Source organism: Flavobacterium sp. FlaQc-28 (assembly GCF_044007415.1).
Lineage (GTDB): Bacteria > Bacteroidota > Bacteroidia > Flavobacteriales > Flavobacteriaceae > Flavobacterium.
The window spans coordinates 260,830-282,743 of the sequence record NZ_JBIPCM010000004.1 but is presented as its reverse complement, the minus strand read 5'-3'; the positions used below and the strand labels follow the sequence as shown (position 1 = coordinate 282,743).

Sequence of the window (21,914 nt, the reverse complement as noted above, 5' to 3'; positions counted from 1 at the left end):
CGGAATACTACCAATTTATATTATATATCAAGTAGTTACACCCGTACAAAGGAAGTTAAATTAAATTATTTTATAAAATATATTGCATGAATTTTAAATAAAAAAAAATGCAATTAAATAATATTTACTAACTTTGCCTCATGAATAAGTTACAAGAATTAAAAAAACATTTAAAAAGAGGAAAAGTATATCGTAGGGCTGATTTGTCCAAGTGGTCAAAATCCGTTGACCGCCATTTAGATGAGTTGTTACAGGACGGCACTTTGCAAAAACTGTCACAAGGCTTATACTATTATCCCGAAGTAACAGTCTTTGGAGAAACACCTCCGAAAGAAAAAGTCTTGGTACGTTCTTTTCTCAAAGACAAACGTTTTCTGGTAACTTCCTTAAATGCTTATAATGCACTGGGGGTAGGAACCACACAGCTATACAACAGTAAAACGGTTTACAATCACAAACGTCATGGCGATTTCAACCTCGGTGGTATGATATTTTCATTTAGGGTAAAACCTCATTTCCCATTAAAAGCTACACCCGAATTTTTATTGGTAGACCTGTTAAATAATCTCGATCAATTGGCGGAAGATCCAAAAGAAGTAGTGTCAAAAGTAAGATTAAAAGCAAAAACAATGGATCCCAAAAAATTAAAAAAATCACTTCAGGAATACGGCACTGTTAAGGCAAAAAAAATATTGGAATCTGTTATAACACCACAATATGTCTGACTACTTACACAACCACAAAAACTTTCATGATTTGCTGCGTATTGTTGGAGCAGAATTAAATATTGAGCCTGGTCTTGTAGAGAAAGACTATTGGATTATGCATGTATTATACGGTCTAAAAGACCAAGGCTTTGAATTCGAACTCAAAGGAGGTACTTCTCTATCAAAAGGATATGGAATTATACACCGTTTTTCCGAAGACATTGACATCCATATTAAACCACCGGTTGAAATGGAAATAAATGAAAATCCAAACAATAATAAGCCTAGAAATATTCAAAAAAGAAAAAACTTTTATGATGGACTGGCAGATGAAATAAAAGTAAACGGAATCATAGCAGTAAAAAGAGATGAAACATTTGACGACTTAAGGCAATATCGCAGCGGAGGCATACGATTACATTATGAGAGTACAACGGAAGTCATTGATGGCATCAAGGAAGGAATTTTACTTGAAGTTGGATTTGACACTGTAACACCAAACAACCCTCTAACAATATCGTCTTGGGCATACGAAAAAGCAATACAGCAAAAAGTAGACATAATTGACAATCGTGCTGTAGATATTGCCTGCTATCACATTGGGTACACTTTTGTCGAAAAATTACAAACAATTGCAACCAAATTTAGACAGGAACAGGAAGACAAAGAAGAACGGCAAAATTTAATGCGTCAATACTATGATGTCTATAGTCTGCTACAAGATGATGCGGTAAAATCTTTCATAGGTACAGAAGAATATCAAATACACAAAGTAAACCGATTTCCTCCTAAAGACTATAAAATACCCATTACCGACAATGAAGCTTTTTTACTAAAGGATCCTGAACTTAGGCAGAAATTTATAGAACGCTATAAAAAAACAGCTAAACTGTATTACAATGGTCAGCCTGACTTTAACGAACTGCTTGCTGAAATCAGTAAATGGGTTGAAAAATTGTAATTGTCTAAATTAAGTTATTAAATAAAAATTACTTTGAGGTAATTAAAAATTGTAACATAATATATCTTGATTTCTATACATAACATTATATATCTATATAGATTTCTATAGGTTTCTATACATATTAGCTATTGTGGCTCTCTCGAAAGCTTTTGCATCTATTTTTTTTTGTAAATCTCTTACAATCATTACTGATGACTGACCTGATTAGCATAGAATAATTTGGCTTCTGTTTTTTGATAGTAATATTGCTAAAAATGCGACAAGCTTAAATGTCGTGACAGTGTCACGACAATTTCCCAATCTGTAGCTCGCATCATCCTCCTAAGTTTTTTTTCTTCACAGTTTTCTTCCGTAATTATTTCCAATTACCTTGACAGTATCTGCACAATTTGTTTTTGGTATTCTGCTGGTTTATGTGCTAATTGAAATTAAATAAAACTGAAAATGGAAATCTGAACAAATGTTTAAAGCCTGATCAAAAAATACTCCTCCGCCTGTCAATTTATTAGTTTCGATTCATTAAAGCTAATTTCTTTTTCATTTCACTCAGTTCCTTCTCCATCCTCTCAATTGTTTGTAAAGTTAAATTTCCCGATACATCTTCCTTATCCGCCAGTCTTTCTTTTAATCCCTGCATTTCACGACCGATAGCCGCCTGTTCGGTTATCGCATACTCTTCTGTCTGCTTTACAGATGAGTGGCCAAGCATTTCTTTTACAACATGTATAGGCACATCATTTCCCAGGGTTACAGTACTTCCAAAAGTCCTCCTTGCTTTATGTGTATTTAAAATTACATCTAATCCACACAGGTCAGCAATTTCTTTTAGATACTCATTCATTTTCTGATTTGAGATCACAGGCAGGACAGTTCTTCTTTCTAAACAAAGTGGGTGTTCTTTGTATTTTTTCATTATTTCCAGAGCCCTTGGCAATAATGGTATATTAGTTTCCTGCCCAGTTTTTTGACGCTCGGACATAATCCATTTCTCGCCATTCAAACCTATTTTTATATTGCTTGTCTTTAATTGCAGAACATCAACATAAGCAAGACCAGTATAACATTGAAAAATAAATATATCCCGGACAGTATTAAGTCTTTCTGTTGCAAAGTTATGATTTTCAATAGTACAAAGTTCCTGCGCTGTTAAAGGCTTTTTTTTGGTTTTTGTTTTTCTGCCTTTAAAAGTTCTAAAAGGATCTTTTAGTATAATTTCCTTATCAATAGCTCTCATTACAATTTTCTTTAATTGAGAAATGTATTTTAAAGCTGTATTATTATTACAGTTTTTGACCGTTTTGAGATAAAATTCGTAATCCTTTACAAATTCATAATTGAGGTCTTTAAACTCCATATCCTTTAAACGATATTTGAATGATATAAATTCCCTGGCATGTTTAATAGCCACTTCAAATCGTTTATAAGTTCCTATTGCATATTCTTTTTTATCAACAAGAGCAAGCACCTCACAATTATGAAGCTCAAATTCTTCCAGCACCTTGGTCCTGGAAACATTCTTGCCCGAAATAAAATTTATTATTTTTTCAGAACTAATTGACTGCTGAGAGTAGATCAAATCATTTTTATATTGGTTGACCTGTGCTACAAGTGTGTCAAGAAACGAATTAAGAATCTTGGCATCTTCCTTGTTTCCAACTGCACGTTCCTCTTTCTGGCTCCACCTGTTCTTATCCCAAAATCTCTTAACAGAGGTTTCTTTTGGAACACCATCTACTGTAATTCTCAGATACACTGATCTAACACTTCCTTTATTTCTTGGTACTTTCAAAAAAAAAGTTAACCCAAAACTGCTTTCTAACATAATTCAAAATTTAAGTGAGTAAATATCGAATTATAACATCTATAAATCAAGTCGTTAACGTAGTTTACATGTTGACTTTCAGACACTTAAGCCCGAATCTGTGGCGCATTTTAAAAAATTTCAAATGCGCCACGAATGTGCCACAGAAACTTTGGGTATTTTTGTAAATTTTGGTGGTATTGAGCAAAAATAAAAAACCCTGCAAATTCAGAATTTGCAGGGTTTATAAGGGTTTAGAACATTTAATGATTAAATTTCTAAATCTAAAAGTGAACGCAGAAGGATTCGAACCATAGGCCTCATCCCTTGTAAACGCTGATATTTTAATTTCAAAAATCGCATGCGCCACGAATGTGCCACAGTAATTTTGTTAATTTTTAAAAAATTAAAAATGTAAACAAAAAGAGGATAATCAGTTACGATTATCCTCTTGAGTGATCCCAGAAGGATTCGAACCTTCGACCTACGCATTAGAAGTGCGTTGCTCTATCCAGCTGAGCTATGGAACCATTTTTTTAAAACTTAATGGTAAAGTTTTGTCGGGGTGGCAGGATTCGAACCTGCGGCCTCCTGCTCCCAAAGCAGGCGCGATAACCGGGCTACGCTACACCCCGAAGGCAAAATTTAAGCGGAGAGACAGGGACTCGAACCCTGGCGACGGTTACCCGTCGACAGATTAGCAATCTGCTCCATTACCGCTCTGGCACCTCTCCAAGCTCAAGAAACGTGTTCTGTTTTGCGGTTGCAAATGTAAGACAACATTCCATATCTCACAACTATTTTTGCGCTTTTTTTAAAGTTTTTTTAATCTTTTTTTTAAAACACTTCACAATCAAACAAATAGAATTAACAAAAATTTCATCTTGAATTTAAAATTACCCTATTTGATACAAAATTTGAATTTATTCAAATAAACAGTAAATTTGCTAGATAACTAATATTAACAGAAAATGAACAAAAGAGTTGTTATCGTTTCTGCCGTTAGAACACCTATCGGAAGTTTCATGGGAGGGTTATCTACCGTACCCGCACCAAAATTAGGCGCTGCCGCTATTAAAGGCGCACTTTCAAAAATTAACCTAGACCCAAAATTAGTTGATGAAGTTTTCATGGGGAACGTAATCCAAGCTGGTGTTGGACAAGCTCCAGCTCGTCAAGCTGCCCTTTTTGCAGGATTATCAGAAGAAGTTGCTGCCACAACAGTTAACAAAGTCTGTGCTTCTGGAATGAAAGCGGTAATGTTTGGTGCGCAGGCAATCGCTTGCGGTGATGCCGAAATCGTAGTTGCCGGCGGAATGGAAAGCATGAGCTTGATTCCTCATTACGTGCAAATGCGTGCTGGAAACAAATTTGGCCCAGCAACTATGCTGGACGGAATGCAAAAAGATGGTTTGACAGATGCTTACGATAACAACGCAATGGGAGTTTGCGCTGACTTATGCGCATCTGAATACAAAATCAGCCGTGAAGAACAAGATAACTTTGCAATTCAGTCTTATGAAAGAAGTGCAAAAGCTTGGGATGCTGGAAAATTTGATAATGAAGTTGTTCCCGTAGAAGTTCCACAAAGACGCGGCGAACCAATTATATTCTCTAAAGATGAAGAATACACTAATGTAAAATTAGATAAAATTCCATCTTTAAGCCCTGTTTTTACAAAAGACGGAACTGTAACTGCTGCAAACGCTTCAACTATAAATGATGGCGCTGCTGCATTAGTTTTAATGTCTGAAGAAAAAGCAATTGCTTTAGGTTTAAAACCTTTAGCTTACATAAAAGGGTATGCAGATGCAGCGCAAGAACCAAAATGGTTTACGACAAGCCCGGCAAAAGCATTACCAAAAGCTTTAGATAAAGCTGGAATTTCAATCTCAGATGTTGATTATTTCGAATTCAATGAAGCCTTTTCTGTTGTTGGTCTAGCCAATGCAAAAATCTTAAATCTTGATAACGATAAAGTAAACGTAAACGGCGGCGCTGTTTCACTAGGACATCCGCTTGGTTGCTCTGGAGCACGTGTTATTGTAACTTTAATTAATGTTTTAGAACAAAACGATGCTAAAATCGGAGCTGCTGCAATTTGCAATGGCGGCGGCGGCGCATCAGCAATTGTTATTGAAAGAGCTTAAATAATAATACTTTAAATTAGGAGTTATTAACTACTTTTGACTCCTAATTTTTTTAAACTTATAAATTACCCTAAATGTTCGGAATTTGCAATCTTGCCATAGTACCCGTTCGATCTGAGCCTAGCGACAGAAGTGAAATCGTTACACAACTTTTGTTTGGCGAACATATCGAAATTTTAGAACGCCAAAAGCAATGGGCTCGAATAAAAATTCAATTCGATGATTATGAAGGCTGGGTAGATTCAAAACAGTATCAGGTAATTTCTGAAGAAAACTACAATCAATTAAGCAAAGAAGCTATTATCCTAAACGCTGATTTAATTGATTATATCACTTCTCCAAACAATTTATTACTGCCAATTCCGCTTGGTGCTTCGTTAACTTTTTTAAACAATAACGAAATCAATACTTCCAATTTTGATTTTGAAGGAACAAAAACCAGCGGCATAAAACCAAAAAGCGCACTTATAAATACCGCTTTTATGTATCTAAATGCGCCCTATTTATGGGGCGGAAAAACACCTTTTGGTGTAGATTGTTCTGGCTTTACACAAATGGTTTATAAACTAAACGGATACAAAATTCATCGCGACGCCTCTCAACAAGCGCTAGAAGGCGAACCTCTAAGCTTTATTGAAGAAAGTGAGCCTGGAGATTTAGCTTTTTTTGACAATGATGAAGGAAACATTACTCATGTGGGAATCATTATGGAAAACAACTATATCATTCACGCAAGTGGAAAAGTCCGCATCGATCGTTTAGATCATAGCGGAATTTACAATCCTGAAATAAACAAACACACTCATAAACTTAGAGTAATCAAAAAGATCATTTAAAAAACGCAATTTGCACGAATTATTACAAATTAAAATCCTTTTAATCAGTGTAATCAGTGGCAAAAAAATTAACCCAAATTAGTGCAATAAGTATTTATGCACTCAATCGAATTGTTTTTCTAAATTCTGAAGGACTGTACCCTTTTTGCTTTTTAAAGAATTTATTAAAGTGACTTTCATCGGTAAAACCAAATTCATAAGCAATTTCGTTGATACGCTTATCACTAAATTGCAAACGATGTTCAATCAACTTCGTTTTATAATTGCTGATATACTGTTGCATCGTTTCATCGGCATGTTTCTTAAAATAACGCCCTAAATACGTATTCGAAATTCCGAAATAATCACTTATCGACTCCGCTTTAATTTTCTCCGGATAATAAATATTCGTCTGAATATATTGTAGAATATCCATCGCTTTCGCTTCAGTCCCTACATTCACTTGTTCCGGTAAATACTTCGCAATATTTCGAGCCACAATAATAATCAGTGTATTAACCAATTGCTGAATCAATTCCTGATTATAAACATCCTTATCCTGATGTTCTCTGCAAATCGCTTCAATCATCACCTTCACCAAACATTTATCAGCATCATTTTTTAAAATACAACCCGGCTGATGATTCGCATTTTGCAGAATATATTCCAAACGCTGAACATTCTCGTTTTGCAGACTGGAATTCTTCAAATAAATATCATTAAATCTCAAAAAGAAAAACTTCGTTTTCGTCTCAATTGTAAAATTATGACAATCCTCAGGCGTCAACAAAAACATATGTCCCGCATCATATTCAAAAATATTTTTATTGATGCACTGCCTTCCTGTCCCGCTTAAAATATAAACCAATTCAAAGAAATTATGACGATCTCCAACATCCGGATATTCATCCAGAGTCTCAAAGGAAACCGTAAACGGCTCGTATAAATTTTCTTTTTTCATGAGTTCTAAAGTATTTGAAGTTGCAAATTTACATAAAAAAGACAAATATATACAAGTTATCACTCTTAAAAATGGTATAATTTTTCCAAGTGAAATTTAAGAATTAAAATACAACATTATGGAATATAGAAAATTAGGCAACTCAGAACTTGAATTATCAGCAATAACATACGGCGCTTTTGCCATTGGCGGAAACATGTGGGGCGGAAACGAAAAGAAAGATTCAATAGAATCTGTTCAAGCATCAATCGATCACGGCGTAACCACAATCGACACTGCTCCTTTTTACGGATTTGGTTTAAGTGAAGAAATGATCGGCGAAGCTATTAAACCTTACGATCGTTCAAAAGTGCAGTTGCTTACAAAATTCGGTTTAGTTTGGGACGGAAGCAACAACGGAAAAGGTGATTTCTTTTTCGACGCCGATGATAACGGTAAAAAAGTTCCTATTTACAAATATTCATCAAAAGCAAACGTAATAAAAGAAATCGAAGAAAGTTTAAAACGCCTTCAAACAGATTATATTGATTTATTGCAAATTCACTGGCCAGACTCCACTACTCCAATTTCTGAAACCATGGAAGCTGTAGAAACTTTAATCCAACAAGGAAAAATCAGAGCGTTTGGCGTAAGTAATTATAGTATTCCGCAAATTCAGGAAGCACAAAAAACGGTACAAATCGCTTCAAACCAAGTCGCATACAGCATGTTGAATCGCAAAATTGAAACCGATTTAATTCCGTTTACAGTTTCAGAAAACATCGGAATTATTGCTTACAGTCCAATGGAAAGAGGTTTATTAACCGGGAAATATTTCACCGACAGCAAACTAAAAGAAAACGATCACAGAAATGGTTATTTCGGGCAATTCGATCTTCAAAAAGTAAAAACTTTAGTAGAAGAATTAAGTTCATTAGCAAACGCAAAACACATTTCAATTTCGCAATTAGTGTTACGCTGGACAAGTTTACAAAAAGGAATTGCAGTTGTTTTAGCCGGAGCAAGAAACGCAGAACAAGCCATTTCAAACGCAAAAGCAATGGATTTCGATTTATCAGCTTCAGAATTGGAGTTTATTAATCAGGCAATTTCCAAGCTTAAATAATATTTTAAACACATAGAAACATAGTTTACTTTGTCTATAAAGGCGTTTCACTTGCATTAATAAACATAGTCAACACAATCTTGTCATTCCGAGGAACGAGAAATCGCACTAGAAACTCCGCAAACTAAGTCGCCAATCTTTGACGAGCAACGAGTGCGATTTCTCGTTCCTCGAAATGACAAACTTTGAGAACTATGTGTTAGAAACTAGTTTCTTTCCATTACCTTTTTTCAAGAAAGAAAATTCTATGTTTCTATGTGTTTAAAAAAAACCTCAAAGAATTAAATAATAAAAATTTGGGCGTGTCCCAAGGGCCGGGCTATCCGTTACAATCTTTTGTGTCTCGTTAAAGAAACGAGACACAAAAGGATTTTCACTCCTATCCCTCACGCATCCATTTTCAAAAGAAACAATCCTATAAAAATGAAAAAAATATTTATCATCAACGGAAGTCAAAATTTCGCACATTCGGGCGGAAAATTCAATGAAACAGTAACCGATTGGACAATCGAATACCTAAAAAGTAAAAACTACGAAATAAAAACAACCGATATCAAACAAGACTTTGACTTAGACGAAGAAGTAGAAAAATTCGTTTGGGCAGATGTTGTGGTGTATCACACGCCAGTTTGGTGGTTTCAGTTACCTAATCTTTTTAAAAAATACATCGACGACGTTTTCACAGCCGGACACAACAAAGGAATCTACAAAAGCGACGGAAGAAGCCGAGTAAATCCCGACATCAATTACGGAACCGGCGGACAATTACACGGACGCAAATATATGCTAACCACAAGTTGGAATGCACCTGCAACAGCCTTCACACTTCCGGGAGAATTCTTCGAAGAAACCTCTGTTGACGACGGAGCGATGTTTGGTTTTCACAAAATGAACAAATTTACGGGAATGCAAAAACTCGAAGGATTTCATTTTCATGATGTCGAAAAAGGTGCTACATCTGAAAATATTAGTATCTTTAAATCTGAATACACAAACCATTTAGCACAAATTTTCAAAACCATATAACTATGATATCTATAACTGCCATTATAAAAAGCAAGAAAGAAAACACTCAACAGCTTCACAGCTTATTGAATGACTTAGTTACCGAAACTAGAAAAGAAGCTGCATGCGTACGCTATGATCTTCATCATGCCGAAAATGTTTTTATTATTTGGGAAGAATGGAAAGATCAAACCGGCTTAGATCTTCATAACAACCAATCTCATTTACAAGATTTCATCACTAAAAGCGAAACCTTTATTGCCGCTCCAATTCAAGTTTACAAAACAGCACAGGTTTTATAAGATATTTTTTCTGTCGCGAGTTCACGAATTATTTTAATTGCTTTGTGCATAAATTTTAAAGAATAAATTCGTGACTCCAGCGATAGCGAACAGGCGAAGCAATTCGTGGTTATAAAAAACTACTTAATCCCTCCAAAAGCTCCAAAACACATATTTTTATGTAAGATTTCGACGCTTTTAAATCCCACTTTTTTCATCAAATCCAATTGATAATTCATTGATTTTGGCGTATCTTCTTTTGCGATATAATCAAATACATTATTACGATATTCCGCCCCTCCTATTCCTTCCAAATATTCTCCATAGCGCTGCCATGTATATTCGTTCAATAATTCCGTGTCTTGTGTAATCAAATCCGAAATCATAAAACATCCTCCTGGTTTTAATAATTTGAATATTTTTTCGAACGTTGTTTCCCAATCCTGATCATCTCTTAAATGATGCAAAACTGCTCCCGCCAAAATAATATCAAAACTGTTTTCTTTTAAATCAACTTCGCGAATATCACCTTGTTTGATTTCTACTTTCCCTTTCGTTTCTGCTGATACTCTTTCAAAAGCTTTATCCAACATTAGCAAACTCAAATCGACCAAAGTGCAATTTAAATCTGGTAATTTAGACAACATCATTAAAGTATAATTTCCTCCACCACAGCCAATATCCAAAACATGCGTCGCATTTGGAACAATTCTTTTAGAAGCTTCTGTAATTAATTCCAACGAAATTTTAGCATCAATTGTAGACAATTGTCCCGTTTCTAAATTCGAAAATCGTTCGACATCATTATCAAATCGTTCTTTGATTTCTGCAATAGTTGATTTTTTCATAATCTATGTTTTTTAAATCTCTCGCAGTCCCGATAGCTATCAGGAGCAGATTGAGCGAATCTTTTTGCTATTATTGATCGGAATATTGTAGTTAAAATGATTTTATCTAAACTAATAATCTGCTCAATCTGCAACCCAAGCGATAGCGAATTAACAAAGCACGTCTGCGAGAGAGTTCTTTTTTCTTTTTCCAAAATTATCTCTTTCATAAATACTTTAAAAATACTATTTTTATCAATCATCAATACTTTAAAAGTATCATGGAATTACGTCACTTAAAATACTTTTTGGCTGTAGCCGAAGAACTAAACTTTACTAAAGCTTCTGAGAAACTTTTTATTTCACAGCCGCCCTTAAGCCGTCAGATAATTGAACTCGAAGAAGAACTTCAGGCAAAACTATTTATTCGGAACAACAAAAAAGTAGAACTTACGGAAGCTGGGAAATATTTCGAAAAAGAAGTAAAAGTACTTTTTCAGGATTTGGAACGCATTTCTATAAAAACAAAAAAGATCGCCAAGAATGTTTCGGGTGAATTCAGAATCGCCTACATCAGCTCAATTTACTCATCTGTTATTTCAGAATTAATAAAACATTTAAAATTACAATTCCCTTATGTAAATTTTAAACTTTTTGAAATATCTACAACCAAACAAATCGACGCTTTAGAACAAGGAAAAATCGAAATGGGAATTATTCGTTCACCCATAAAATCACCAAAAATACAATCTCATTTATGGTTTCAGGATGGATTTTCAATTGTCTTTAATAAAAATAACATTCAACTGAAATCTGAAAAAGAAATATTGAACTTAAAAGATGAAACTTTCGTGTTCTTCAATAAAGATTATGCACCACATTATCACGAAGTTTTACTGGAACTTTGTGCTTTTTATGGCTTTACGCCGAAGATTATCCACGAAGCCAACAACATCAATTCCATCGTACAATTAGTCAAAAACGGATTAGGAATTTCGATTGTTCCTTCCAACATTGCAAAAAATAATCAAGATCCCGAAATTAGTTTTCTTGAATTAAAAAAAGTCAATTTACGCACAGATGTTTCGATTATAACTTCAAAAGAAGATGATTCAGAAATTACGAGATCTGCTGTTGCATTTTTGTTGCCACAAAGGCGCTAAGGCGGAAAGTTTTTTAAGCACAAAGAAGCGTGCAGTTTGTCATCCTGACGAAGGAAGGATTACACAAGAAATTCCGCAAACAGAATCGCCAATCTTTGTCGAGTTACGTGTGTGATCCTTCCTTCGTCAGGATGACATAAAATGAGAAAATCCTTTTAATCATTATAATCTGTGGCAAAAAAAACTTTCCGCCTTAGCGCCTTCGTGGCCATAACAAAAATTCGTTACAATTTAGTACAGAAATCCACATTATAAAAAGAGAACTTTTAAATACCTTAGCAAATTCAAAATCTACAATAAAATTTCAATATAAAATGGCTGAGCAATCTTCAATTCAGTGTCCAAACTGCGGAACTCCTATCGACGTTAATGATGTTTTAAAACATCAATTGGAAGACAGCATCCGTAAAGAATTTCAACAAAAAGCGACTATTCAAAATAAAGAATTAGAGCTTAAAAACGAACAATTGGACAAAGCCAAAGCCGAATTTGAAGCCAAAAAGAAACAAGAAAACGAGCTTTTTGCCGAGCGTTTGGAACGTGAAAGAAAAATTGCGGAAAAAGAAATTTCTGAAAAACTAAAAACCAAACTCGAAGAAGAAAACAAAGATCGTTTGCTTTTAATGGAAAAAGAACTCTCTGAAAAATCCGAAAAAATCAGGGAATTAAATAAAATGGAAGGTGAAATCGCCAAATTACAGCGCGAAAAACTGGAAATGAAAGATGCAATTCAGGCTGAAGCTGAAAAGCAACTGAACACGCAATTGGCCTTGGAACGCGAAAAAATCAGAAAACAGGAAGACGATAAAAACGAGTTGAAATTTAAAGAACTTCAAAAGCAATTAGAAGAACAGAAAAAATTAACCGAAGAAATGAAACGCAAGCAAGAACAAGGTTCTATGCAATTGCAAGGCGAAGTAATGGAATTAGCAATCGAAGAATGGCTAGCCAATAACTTTCCTCTTGACAGCATCGACGAAGTTAAAAAAGGTGCAAATGGTGCCGATTGCCTTCAGATTGTAAACACTCGCGAACACCAAAATTGCGGTTCAATTTATTACGAAAGCAAAAGAACTAAAGCTTTTCAGCCATCTTGGATCGAAAAATTCAAAAATGACATCAGAATTAAAAGAGCCAATATCGGCGTTTTGGTTACCGAAGTTATGCCAAACGGAATGGAACGAATGGGCATGCGCGACGGAATCTGGATTTGTACCTATGAAGAATTTAAAGGTTTGAGCGCTGTTCTTCGCCAATCTTTAATTCAGATCAATCAAGCTGTTCAGGCGCAGGAAAACAAAGGCGATAAAATGTCGATGTTGTATGATTTCTTAACGAGCAACGAATTCCGTTTGCAAATCGAAGGAATTGTAGAAGGTTTTACGCAAATGCAAAGCGATTTAGATTCTGAAAAAAGAGCCATGCAAAGAATCTGGAAACAACGCGAAAAACAAATCGAAAAAGTGGTTCATAATACTTTAGGCATGTACGGCTCGATTCGTGGAATTGCAGGAAATGCTGTTCAAAGTGTAAAAGCTTTGGAATTGGATTTTATTGAAGGTAATGACGAAGAGGAAGAAACTAAGGAATTGCTTGAGTAATTTCGATTTAAAAAAATAAAAGCTCTCGCAGATTTTGCAGATTAAGCAGAGAAAATCCATTTAATCTGTAGAATCTGTGGCAGTAAAAAATATCTGCTCAATCTGCAAAATCTGCGAGAACAAATAATAATCAATCCACCTTCTTAAAAACAGCCAATTTCCCAGAAGGATTGGACAAAATCAACTGATTATTCCCTATAGAGTATGTAGTTGTACTTTGTAACGCTTTAGTAAATTCACCTTCTTTATTTCCTTGAGGACAAGCCATAAGCGTAGAAAGAACCTTTGAAAATCTTAGTAAATCCTTTTCGTAAAAAATAGAACCGCTGATCGCATTACAGCCACCATAACCAGAAAATCTGTTTTCTGCCGAATTAATTTCAATTCGAGGAAATTCTTTCTGAAAATCGGTTGCAAAAACTTTGTAACCATTTAATTCTTCCAAAACCCAAATATCATGAAGTCGATAATCGGTAATATATTTTCCGCATCCGCTAAGTTTTTTAAATTCTAATTCGGAGTTATTTTTTATTTCGACTTTCACACTGTAAGGCGAAATCGTACCAGACATCGAATCCTGACAATCCAACTGCTGAATCGTAATAATTCCGGAAGCAGTTTCATTGCTTACCTTATACATTTTTACATTCGCGTCCATAGCTCTGATGGCGTCAACCGCAGGAAAAGTGATACTTTCTTTCCCTGGAATTAATGAGGTAAAAACAATATTATCATTTCCAATTTTAACTCCCCAAAATGGCTCGTTTCCAGTTGCTTTAAAATAAAAGTTCATATCATCCTGATTTACTCCTTGTTGAGCAGTTTCTTTAGTCTCTGAAGTTTTGCCTGCTGAAGTTTTACAGCCCACCATCAAAGACAGTAAAAGCAAAAGTGGTATTATTTTTTTCATACTATTTGTATTTGGAATGTGCTTTCTGCTAAAACACCTATAAAATTCTTATGAATTTACGACATTTTTTTGAAATCGTTATTTAGAATCTTTTCAAATTTGAAATAATTCTTGATTTTTAAATTTACCAAAAACCTAGACTACGTAATAGATCAAGGCAAAATACGTAGCAAACAGAATTCATATCTACTTAAAAAAATAAATTTATTACGTATTTTTATAAGTATAAATACTTATATTTGCATAGTAATACTTAATTAAAGAAATCATGATTAGAGTAATAGTAGTTGGAAACGGCATGGTTGGTTATAAATTTTGCGAAAAGTTTGTTGCAAAATCTGGACAAGAAAAGTATCAAATCACTGTATTTGGCGAAGAACCAAGGCGCGCTTACGATCGCGTTCACTTAAGTGAATACTTTGGAGGAAAAACAGCTGATGATTTATCTTTATCAACAAGTAACTGGTACACAGAAAACAACATTATTCTCAACACATCTGAATTAATTACAGATATTAACCGTGCGGAAAAAACAATACATACTCATTTAGAGAAAACACATACGTACGACTACTTAGTTTTAGCCACAGGTTCATCCGCTTTTGTTCCTCCGATCGACGGAGTTGAAAAAGAAGGTGTTTTTGTTTACAGAACCATCGAAGATCTTGACGCAATTATGGCTTACGCCAAAAAAATAAAAATAAAAGGTACAACCGAAGCGGCTGTTTTAGGAGGAGGATTATTAGGTCTTGAAGCGGCAAAAGCTGTTAGAGATTTAGGATTGAATCCACATGTGGTGGAATTTGCTCCGCGTTTGATGCCGAGACAATTGGATCAAGGCGCAAGTGATATGCTACAAGCTAAAATTGAAGAATTAAACATCGGAATTCATCTTAACAAAGCAACGCAATATATTGACGGAAAAGAAAGTATAACGGGAATGATGTTTGCAAACGACGAATTGTTAAAAGTAGACATGTTGGTTATATCTGCCGGAATCAAACCTCGCGACGAACTGGCTCGAGTTTCAGGACTTGAAGTCGGCGTAAGAGGCGGAATCGTGGTAAACAATCAAATGCAGACATCAGATCCTTCTATTTTTGCTATTGGCGAAGTAGCGCTTTATAATCAAAACATTTACGGATTGGTTGCTCCAGGTTACGAAATGGCCGATGTTGCTTCTGAGCAAATCTTAAATGGCGAAAAAACCATGAGAGAAACCATCGATATGTCGACACAATTGAAATTAATTGGTGTTGAAGTAGCGAGTTTTGGCGATCCTTTCATCGAAAATGAAAATGTAACTGCCATTATTTATGAAAATAAATTAAGTGGCATCTACAAAAGAATCAACGTTACGAAAGATTCTAAAACGCTTTTAGGTGGAATTTTAGTCGGCGATTCAAGCGATTACAATTCACTTTTCCAGATTTACAGCAACGCAATGGCTTTACCAAAAAATCCAGAAGATTTGATTTTAGGCTCTCGTGACGGTTCTGAAGGTTCAAGTTTAGGAAGCGTAATGGATTTGCCAGATACAGCAGTAATTTGTTCTTGCGAAAATGTTACCAAAGGCACTATCTGCTGTAAAATTTTAGATGAAAGTTGTGCTTCTCTTTCAGATGTTGTAAAAGCAACTAAGGCAACTTCAGGTTGTGGAGGCTGTAAGCCAATGGTTTCGGATCTGGTAAAAGCGACTCAAAAATCTCTAGGAAAAGAAGTAAAAGAAGTGATTTGCGAGCATTTCAATTACAACCGTCAGGAATTATTTGATTTGGTAAAAATCAATAAATATGAGAATTTCTACGATGTTTTAGATCATCACGGAAAAGGCGATGGATGCGAAATCTGTAAACCTATTGTAGCTTCAATTTTCTCTAGTATTTACAATGATACAGCAAACAAACATGTTACGACTCAAGATACAAACGACAGATTTTTAGCAAACATTCAACGAAACGGAACGTATTCTGTTGTTCCAAGAGTTGCCGGAGGCGAAATAACTGCCGAAAAATTAATCGTAATTGGAGAAGTTGCAAAACAATTCGATTTATATACCAAAATTACAGGAGCGCAAAGAGTCGATTTATTCGGAGCACATTTGAGCGATTTGCCTAAAATCTGGAAAATCTTAATCGACAATGGTTTTGAAAGTGGTCATGCCTACGGAAAATCGCTTCGCGCCGTAAAAAGCTGTGTCGGAAATGCCTGGTGCCGTTACGGAATGGACGACAGCGCTGGATTTGCCATCGAATTAGAAAACAGATACAAAGGAATTCGTTCTCCGCATAAATTAAAAGGCGGTGTCTCAGCTTGCATCCGCGAATGCGCCGAAGCCCGTGGAAAAGATTTCGGATTAATTGCCGTTGAAGGTGGTTGGAATTTATACATCGCCGGAAATGGCGGTGCAAACCCAAAACACGCCGTTTTATTAGCAGAGAAAATCGACAAAGAAACCGTTATCAAATACATGGACAGATTCTTAATGTATTACATCCGCACCGCTGGCCCGCTAATCCGAACTTCAACTTGGTTAGAAAAATTAGATGGCGGTTTAGAGTATTTAAAAGAAGTAATTATCGAAGACAGCCTAGGAATCTGCGAAACCTTAGAAGCCGAAATGCAGACTTTAGTAAACACTTTCGAATGCGAATGGAAACAAGTGCTGGAAAAACCAAGATTATTGAAACGTTTCAATCACTTTATAAACTCAGAAGAAAAAGACGATAACGCAGTTTTTGTTCCGCTAAGAGATCAAAAAATGCCAAAAGCTTGGTCGTAAACTTATTTAAACACATAGAGACATAGAATTATTGAACTCAAAAAAAGGCGTTTCACTTTCATAAATACATCCCGAGACTTCGGGACTATGTGTTAGAAACTAGTTTCTTTTAATTTTCTATTTCTCAAACAAAAAACAAAAAAATCTATGTTTCTATGTGTTTAAAATAAAAGCCACAGATTAAAGGATTAAAAAGATTAAAAATAAAATCGGCTAAATCTGCCAAATCTGCGGGAGAAAAAAATAGCTCCAAAAAAAAGAAAAAAAATCATTAAACGTTTGCTGTCCTTCTTACCCTCTTTTTTACTGCGCCATCATAACTCTCATGATTGTAAAAAGAGGGCTAAGAAACAGGAAATCAAAACACAATCAAAATGGAAGAAATCTTAAATCAATACGAAACAGTTCATCCGAGCGATGCGACAATTTGGTTCAAAGCAGGTAAAGTAGAAGATTTCCCGACCAACCGAGGCGGATGCATCAAATACAAAAACAAACAAATCGCCATTTTCAATTTCACCCGTCGCAACGAATGGTACGCTTGCCAAAATGCCTGCCCGCACAAAATGGAAATGGTACTTTCAAGAGGAATGACAGGATCTACAGACGATATCCCAAAAATCGCCTGCCCAATGCATAAAAAGACTTTTTCACTAGTTGACGGTTCAAACCTAAATGGCGAAGAATATAGCATTGCAACTTACCCAATTAAGATTGTCGAAGACGAAGTTTTTGTTGGATTTACAGATTAGACTTTTTAAGAGGCAAGAAGCAAGAGACAAGATGATAAAAGTTTTTCAAAATCTTGCTTCTTGCTTCTTTCATCTCACTTTTGACTTTCGACTTTTGACTTTCGACTTTTGACTTTCGACTTTTCTACTTAATTCCGTATCTTTGAAATTCTATTATCAAACCAAAAAATGACTACACCCTTTCAAAAAGCAAGCGAATGGATTGATGCTGAAAACGCACAAGACCCAAACATTGAAACCGACCAAAACAAAGAATATCCAAAAGAATTATTGTATTCCAATAGGATGTACGAAAGACTGATGCAGTTTGAACCCAATGCATCCGAAGAAATCCAGATCGCTTCAAAAGCACAGCATATTTGCCGATGGAAAGTCGCACGCGAATCCTACCCAATGGATCGTGTTGGTTATTTGAAATGGAGAGAAGAACTGAAAAAATTCCACGCAAAAACTACTGCCGAAATACTAGAAAAAGCAGGTTACGATCAAACTTTTATCGATCGAGTTTCTTTTTTAATTGAGAAAAAATTACTTAAAAAAGATCACGAAACCCAATTATTGGAAGACGTAATTTGTCTAGTATTTTTAGAATATTACTTAGAACCTTTCGTTCACAAACACGACGAAGAAAAGCTAAAAAACATCATCAAAAAAACCTGGGATAAAATGTCGGACAAAGGACATCAGGAAGCCTTAAAAATCAGCTATTCTGAAGAAAATTTAAATCTTATAAAAACTTCTTTAGGACTATAATTCATATGAAGAAAAGCAATCAGGAAGAAGATAAAATCACGTTCAAAAATTTACGCCGTCTGTATTTTTTTGCACTTCTTACTATTGCCTTAACCATAATTGTGAGTCAGATTTTAGTGCAATACAATCTGAATCAACAGTTAAGCGATTCCAAAATCATTAATTTTTCGGGAAAACAACGAATGCTGAGCCAGAAAATCGTCAAAGAAGTTCTAATTCTGCATTACGTTTCTGATACTGCTTCTGCCAAACAAATTTCGCATTTAAATGAAGTTTTAGCACTTTGGAAGAAAAACCAAAACGCACTCGAAAACGGCAGTGACAGCCTGGCTTTTCCAAAAGAAAAATCAGAAACACTTTCTAAATTATATCTCGAAATCAATCCGATTTTCAATAAAATCGCACAGACTACCGATTCCTTTTTACTGAATCTAAAACAGAAAAAAACAACTGCCGAAAACCAAAAATTCGTAAACATTATTTTAGAAAACGAAGGCATTTTCCTTTCTAAAATGAATCAGATTGTAACGCAATACGACCTCGAAGCACACGAAAAAGTAACCGAACAACGCAAAATCGAATATTGGATTTTTGGTTTTACACTTTTAATTCTGGTTTTAGAATTCTTCTTCATTTTCAAACCTACAAATAAGAAAATCGAACGATTAATTACAAGACTTTTATCTTCAGAAAAGAAAGCTTTAAAGCTCGCATACGACACAGAAATCCTTAGCGAAATCAAAGAAAATTCAGTTAAAGAATTAAAATCGCTCAATTATGCAATGGAAAATACATTGCTCTATTGCCGAATTTCACCTGATGGTTCAATCATTCATATTGGCGAAAAATTTGCTAAACTCCTCAATTACACCAAATTTTTATCCAACAAAAAATTCTCTGAAGTTTTAACAGCAGACGAAAAAGAACAAATCAACTTTGATCGACTGATATTCGAAAAACAACGAAGCGGCTGGCAAGGCGAAATTAAAATTATTACCAAAGAAAATATTGAGATTTGGCTTGACCTTTCGATGGTTCCCGTTATGATTAAAAAAGACGAATTAGAACTTTTAATTGTCTGTTTTAATATTACCGAACGCAAAAAAGCACAACGCGAAGTCGAACGTTTGAATCTTGAAAACAGCACCGAAAAAATCAATCAACAAAAGATTATCTCAAGCAAAATCGTCGAAAACCAAGAAAACGAGCAAAACCGAATCGCCAAAGAAATTCATGACGGAATTGGTCAAATGCTTACTGGTTTAAAGTTTAGTTTAGAAAGCATCAATTTAGATGACAGAGAAAAATCAGAACAAAAAATTGAGTATCTAAAGAAACTTTCACTAGACATAATAAAAGGTGTCCGCACCGCAACTTTCAACCTAATGCCACCCGAATTAAGCGATCACGGAATTGTTTCATCCTTGGCAAAACTTACGCAGGAACTTTCAAAACTAACAGGAAAAGAAATTCTTTTCTACAACAAAACCGATTTCAATCAGCGATTAGATTCTTTAATCGAAATCAATATCTACCGCCTAACTCAGGAAGCGATCAATAACGCCATAAAATATGCCGAATCATCGCATATCATTGTACAACTTTCACACAGCGAAACTTTGTTAAGCATTATAATTGACGATAACGGAAAAGGTTTCGACATCAATGCTGTCGACAAAAAACGCAACAGCGAATCTGGAATGGGCTTATTGTTTATGAAAGAAAGAATCCAATACATTAATGGGCGTGTTTTCATCAAATCAATTCCTGGCGAAGGAACCAGAATTACCTTCAATATTCCTATTCTTAAATGAGAAAATATGTCAATTAGATAATTAGATAATTTTTACCTGACTTTAAGTAATTATCAAATTATCTAATTGACACATTCCCTAATTTTCTAATTGCCACATTTACTAATTATCTAATTCATCAGGGCGAGCCAGTATTAGAAAAAGTGGGCAATTTAACTTTGTCTATATACGCCCACTTTCCCTAATACTGTCGGGCTATCCGCGCTACTTCGGTAGCTTGCTCCTATCCCTCTCGCGGGCAATCGGTTTCAAAAGATCTTTAAATTTATTACAAGTTATTTTCAGCATTTTTTGTCATCCTGAGAAACGAAGGATCACACTAGAAACTCCGTAATCTAAATCGCCAATCTTTGTCGAATCCCGCGTGTGATCTCTCCTCCGTCGAGATGACATACTTTACGCTAAATAAAAAACTATCCATAATCTTGTCATTTCGAGGAACGAGAAATCTTCGCAAGAAACTCCACAATCTAAATCGCCAATCTTTGTGGAATCCCGCGTTTGATTCTTCGTTCCTCAGAATGACAAACTTTACGCTAAATGCAAAACTCCCCACAATCTTGTCATTTCGACGGAGGAGAAATCTTCGCAAGAAACTCCACAATCTAAATCGCCGATCTTTGTAGAGCTACTTACGAAGATTTCTCGTTCCTCGAAATGACAAAAACTACGCAAATAACTTTGTCAAAGTTTTGAACTTTGACAAAGTTTACCATCCAAGACTTTGGAATTTGGAATTTGCAACATTAGAATTTTTAATGTTGGAATTTAAAATCTAAAAAATTACGTATATTAGCGTCTTCTTTATAGATGAATATACGTAAAAAATCAAGAATCTAATTTAAGTAAACTATGAGTAATATCATTCGTGTAGTGCTGGCAGACGACCATGTTTTTGTAAGAGATGGAATTAAATCTTTACTTGAAAATGAAGCAAACATTGAAGTCGTTGGTGAAGCAATTGATGGAACTGATGCACTTGATGTTGTTGCTGAAAGCAAACCAGACTTACTTATAGTAGATATTCGTATGCCAAATTTAACGGGCATCGAGGTAGTAGAAAAACTTAGAAGCGAAAATAACAATGTGAAAATTATTATGCTTTCTATGCATGAATCTGAAGAATATGTATTGAAATCTATAAAAGCGGGTGCCGATGGTTATTTGCTAAAAGGTTCAAGTAAAGAAGAATTCTTGAAAGCCTTACACACAGTGGCTGCCGGCGGAAAATACTTTAGCGGCGATATTTCTTCTATTCTAATAAGTCAGCTTACAAATTCATCAACATCATTGGAACCTAAACAAAATCTAAGTGAAGAAATGATGATTACTAAAAGAGAAAAAGAAATTCTGACTCTTTTATTATCCGGAAAAGGAAACAAAGAAATTGCGGAGGCGCTTGACATCAGCAAACGTACTGCTGAAGTACACCGTTTTAACTTGATGAAAAAATTGAAAGTTAAAAACCTAATGGAACTTTCTAACAAAGCTGCTGAATATTCTTTGATTTAAAAATTACGTAT

General features: G+C 35.0%; 18 protein-coding genes and 3 tRNA genes. 14 read left to right on the top strand and 7 right to left on the bottom strand.

Annotation, left to right across the window (positions count from 1 at the left end):
• The first annotated feature begins 140 nt into the window (after window positions 1-140).
• Both ACHRVL_RS13120 and ACHRVL_RS13115 read left to right on the top strand, forming a co-directional pair.
• Window positions 141-725 (top strand): hypothetical protein, encoded by a 585-nt coding sequence (locus ACHRVL_RS13120; RefSeq protein WP_395413417.1) that lies wholly within the window; start codon window positions 141-143, stop codon window positions 723-725.
• Window positions 718-1,668, top strand: a complete 951-nt coding sequence (locus ACHRVL_RS13115; protein ID WP_395413414.1) for a nucleotidyl transferase AbiEii/AbiGii toxin family protein — start codon at window positions 718-720, stop codon at window positions 1,666-1,668. Before ACHRVL_RS13120 ends, ACHRVL_RS13115 begins: the two co-directional genes overlap by 8 nt.
• Window positions 1,669-2,176: 508 nt before the next feature.
• On the opposite strand, the gene ACHRVL_RS13110 is transcribed toward ACHRVL_RS13115, so the two are convergent.
• The 4 genes from ACHRVL_RS13110 to ACHRVL_RS13095 all read right to left on the bottom strand — a co-directional run bounded on the left by ACHRVL_RS13110 (window position 2,177) and on the right by ACHRVL_RS13095 (window position 4,206).
• Window positions 2,177-3,493, bottom strand: a complete 1,317-nt coding sequence (locus tag ACHRVL_RS13110; protein WP_395413412.1) for a site-specific integrase — start codon at window positions 3,491-3,493, stop codon at window positions 2,177-2,179.
• Between the two features lie 435 nt (window positions 3,494-3,928).
• Window positions 3,929-4,002, bottom strand: a tRNA-Arg gene (locus ACHRVL_RS13105).
• A gap of 30 nt (window positions 4,003-4,032) precedes the next feature.
• Window positions 4,033-4,107, bottom strand: a tRNA-Pro gene (locus ACHRVL_RS13100).
• Window positions 4,108-4,122: 15 nt separating this feature from the next.
• Window positions 4,123-4,206 (bottom strand) — tRNA-Ser (locus tag ACHRVL_RS13095).
• A gap of 237 nt (window positions 4,207-4,443) precedes the next feature.
• Here ACHRVL_RS13095 and ACHRVL_RS13090 point away from each other — a divergent pair.
• Both ACHRVL_RS13090 and ACHRVL_RS13085 read left to right on the top strand, forming a co-directional pair.
• Window positions 4,444-5,622: an acetyl-CoA C-acyltransferase gene (locus ACHRVL_RS13090; protein WP_395413409.1), complete on the top strand. Its 1,179-nt coding sequence runs from the start codon at window positions 4,444-4,446 to the stop codon at window positions 5,620-5,622.
• 74 nt (window positions 5,623-5,696) lie between these two features.
• Window positions 5,697-6,458 (top strand): NlpC/P60 family protein, encoded by a 762-nt coding sequence (locus tag ACHRVL_RS13085; RefSeq protein WP_395413407.1) that lies wholly within the window; start codon window positions 5,697-5,699, stop codon window positions 6,456-6,458.
• A 94-nt stretch (window positions 6,459-6,552) separates the two neighbouring features.
• On the opposite strand, the gene ACHRVL_RS13080 is transcribed toward ACHRVL_RS13085, so the two are convergent.
• Window positions 6,553-7,398 carry an AraC family transcriptional regulator gene (locus ACHRVL_RS13080; RefSeq protein ID WP_308096260.1) on the bottom strand — a complete coding sequence of 282 codons (846 nt, stop codon included), beginning with the start codon at window positions 7,396-7,398 and terminating at the stop codon, window positions 6,553-6,555.
• A 118-nt stretch (window positions 7,399-7,516) separates the two neighbouring features.
• On the opposite strand from ACHRVL_RS13080, the gene ACHRVL_RS13075 reads away from it, so the two are divergent.
• The 3 genes from ACHRVL_RS13075 (at window position 7,517) to ACHRVL_RS13065 (ending at window position 9,810) form a co-directional block, all read left to right on the top strand.
• Window positions 7,517-8,503, top strand: coding sequence for an aldo/keto reductase (locus ACHRVL_RS13075; RefSeq protein WP_395413404.1), 987 nt, complete (start codon window positions 7,517-7,519; stop codon window positions 8,501-8,503).
• Window positions 8,504-8,926: 423 nt separating this feature from the next.
• On the top strand, window positions 8,927-9,529 hold the full coding sequence (locus ACHRVL_RS13070) for an NAD(P)H-dependent oxidoreductase (protein WP_395413401.1): 603 nt from the start codon (window positions 8,927-8,929) through the stop codon (window positions 9,527-9,529).
• A gap of 2 nt (window positions 9,530-9,531) precedes the next feature.
• Entirely contained in the window at window positions 9,532-9,810 is a 279-nt protein-coding gene (locus ACHRVL_RS13065) for a putative quinol monooxygenase (RefSeq protein WP_395413399.1), read from the top strand.
• A 119-nt stretch (window positions 9,811-9,929) separates the two neighbouring features.
• On the opposite strand, the gene ACHRVL_RS13060 is transcribed toward ACHRVL_RS13065, so the two are convergent.
• Window positions 9,930-10,637, bottom strand: coding sequence for a class I SAM-dependent methyltransferase (locus ACHRVL_RS13060; protein WP_395413396.1), 708 nt, complete (start codon window positions 10,635-10,637; stop codon window positions 9,930-9,932).
• A 260-nt stretch (window positions 10,638-10,897) separates the two neighbouring features.
• On the opposite strand from ACHRVL_RS13060, the gene ACHRVL_RS13055 reads away from it, so the two are divergent.
• Together ACHRVL_RS13055 and ACHRVL_RS13050 are read left to right on the top strand one after the other, a co-directional pair.
• Window positions 10,898-11,779: a LysR family transcriptional regulator gene (locus ACHRVL_RS13055; RefSeq protein WP_395413393.1), complete on the top strand. Its 882-nt coding sequence runs from the start codon at window positions 10,898-10,900 to the stop codon at window positions 11,777-11,779.
• A gap of 314 nt (window positions 11,780-12,093) precedes the next feature.
• Complete coding sequence (locus ACHRVL_RS13050; protein ID WP_395413390.1) at window positions 12,094-13,380, top strand: DUF2130 domain-containing protein; 1,287 nt, start codon at window positions 12,094-12,096, stop codon at window positions 13,378-13,380.
• Window positions 13,381-13,510: 130 nt separating this feature from the next.
• On the opposite strand, the gene ACHRVL_RS13045 is transcribed toward ACHRVL_RS13050, so the two are convergent.
• Complete coding sequence (locus ACHRVL_RS13045) at window positions 13,511-14,290, bottom strand: META domain-containing protein (RefSeq protein WP_395413387.1); 780 nt, start codon at window positions 14,288-14,290, stop codon at window positions 13,511-13,513.
• Between the two features lie 268 nt (window positions 14,291-14,558).
• Between ACHRVL_RS13045 and nirB the strand changes: the two genes are divergently transcribed.
• The 5 genes from nirB to ACHRVL_RS13020 all read left to right on the top strand — a co-directional run bounded on the left by nirB (window position 14,559) and on the right by ACHRVL_RS13020 (window position 21,903).
• Window positions 14,559-17,072: a nitrite reductase large subunit NirB gene (nirB, locus tag ACHRVL_RS13040; RefSeq protein WP_395413384.1), complete on the top strand. Its 2,514-nt coding sequence runs from the start codon at window positions 14,559-14,561 to the stop codon at window positions 17,070-17,072.
• A gap of 374 nt (window positions 17,073-17,446) precedes the next feature.
• On the top strand, window positions 17,447-17,824 hold the full coding sequence (nirD, locus tag ACHRVL_RS13035) for a nitrite reductase small subunit NirD (RefSeq protein ID WP_395413381.1): 378 nt from the start codon (window positions 17,447-17,449) through the stop codon (window positions 17,822-17,824).
• A gap of 168 nt (window positions 17,825-17,992) precedes the next feature.
• Window positions 17,993-18,577: a DUF4202 domain-containing protein gene (locus ACHRVL_RS13030; RefSeq protein ID WP_395413378.1), complete on the top strand. Its 585-nt coding sequence runs from the start codon at window positions 17,993-17,995 to the stop codon at window positions 18,575-18,577.
• A gap of 5 nt (window positions 18,578-18,582) precedes the next feature.
• Window positions 18,583-20,391: an ATP-binding protein gene (locus ACHRVL_RS13025; RefSeq protein ID WP_395413375.1), complete on the top strand. Its 1,809-nt coding sequence runs from the start codon at window positions 18,583-18,585 to the stop codon at window positions 20,389-20,391.
• An 852-nt stretch (window positions 20,392-21,243) separates the two neighbouring features.
• Window positions 21,244-21,903, top strand: a complete 660-nt coding sequence (locus ACHRVL_RS13020; RefSeq protein WP_395413372.1) for a response regulator — start codon at window positions 21,244-21,246, stop codon at window positions 21,901-21,903.
• Window positions 21,904-21,914: the final 11 nt, after the last annotated feature.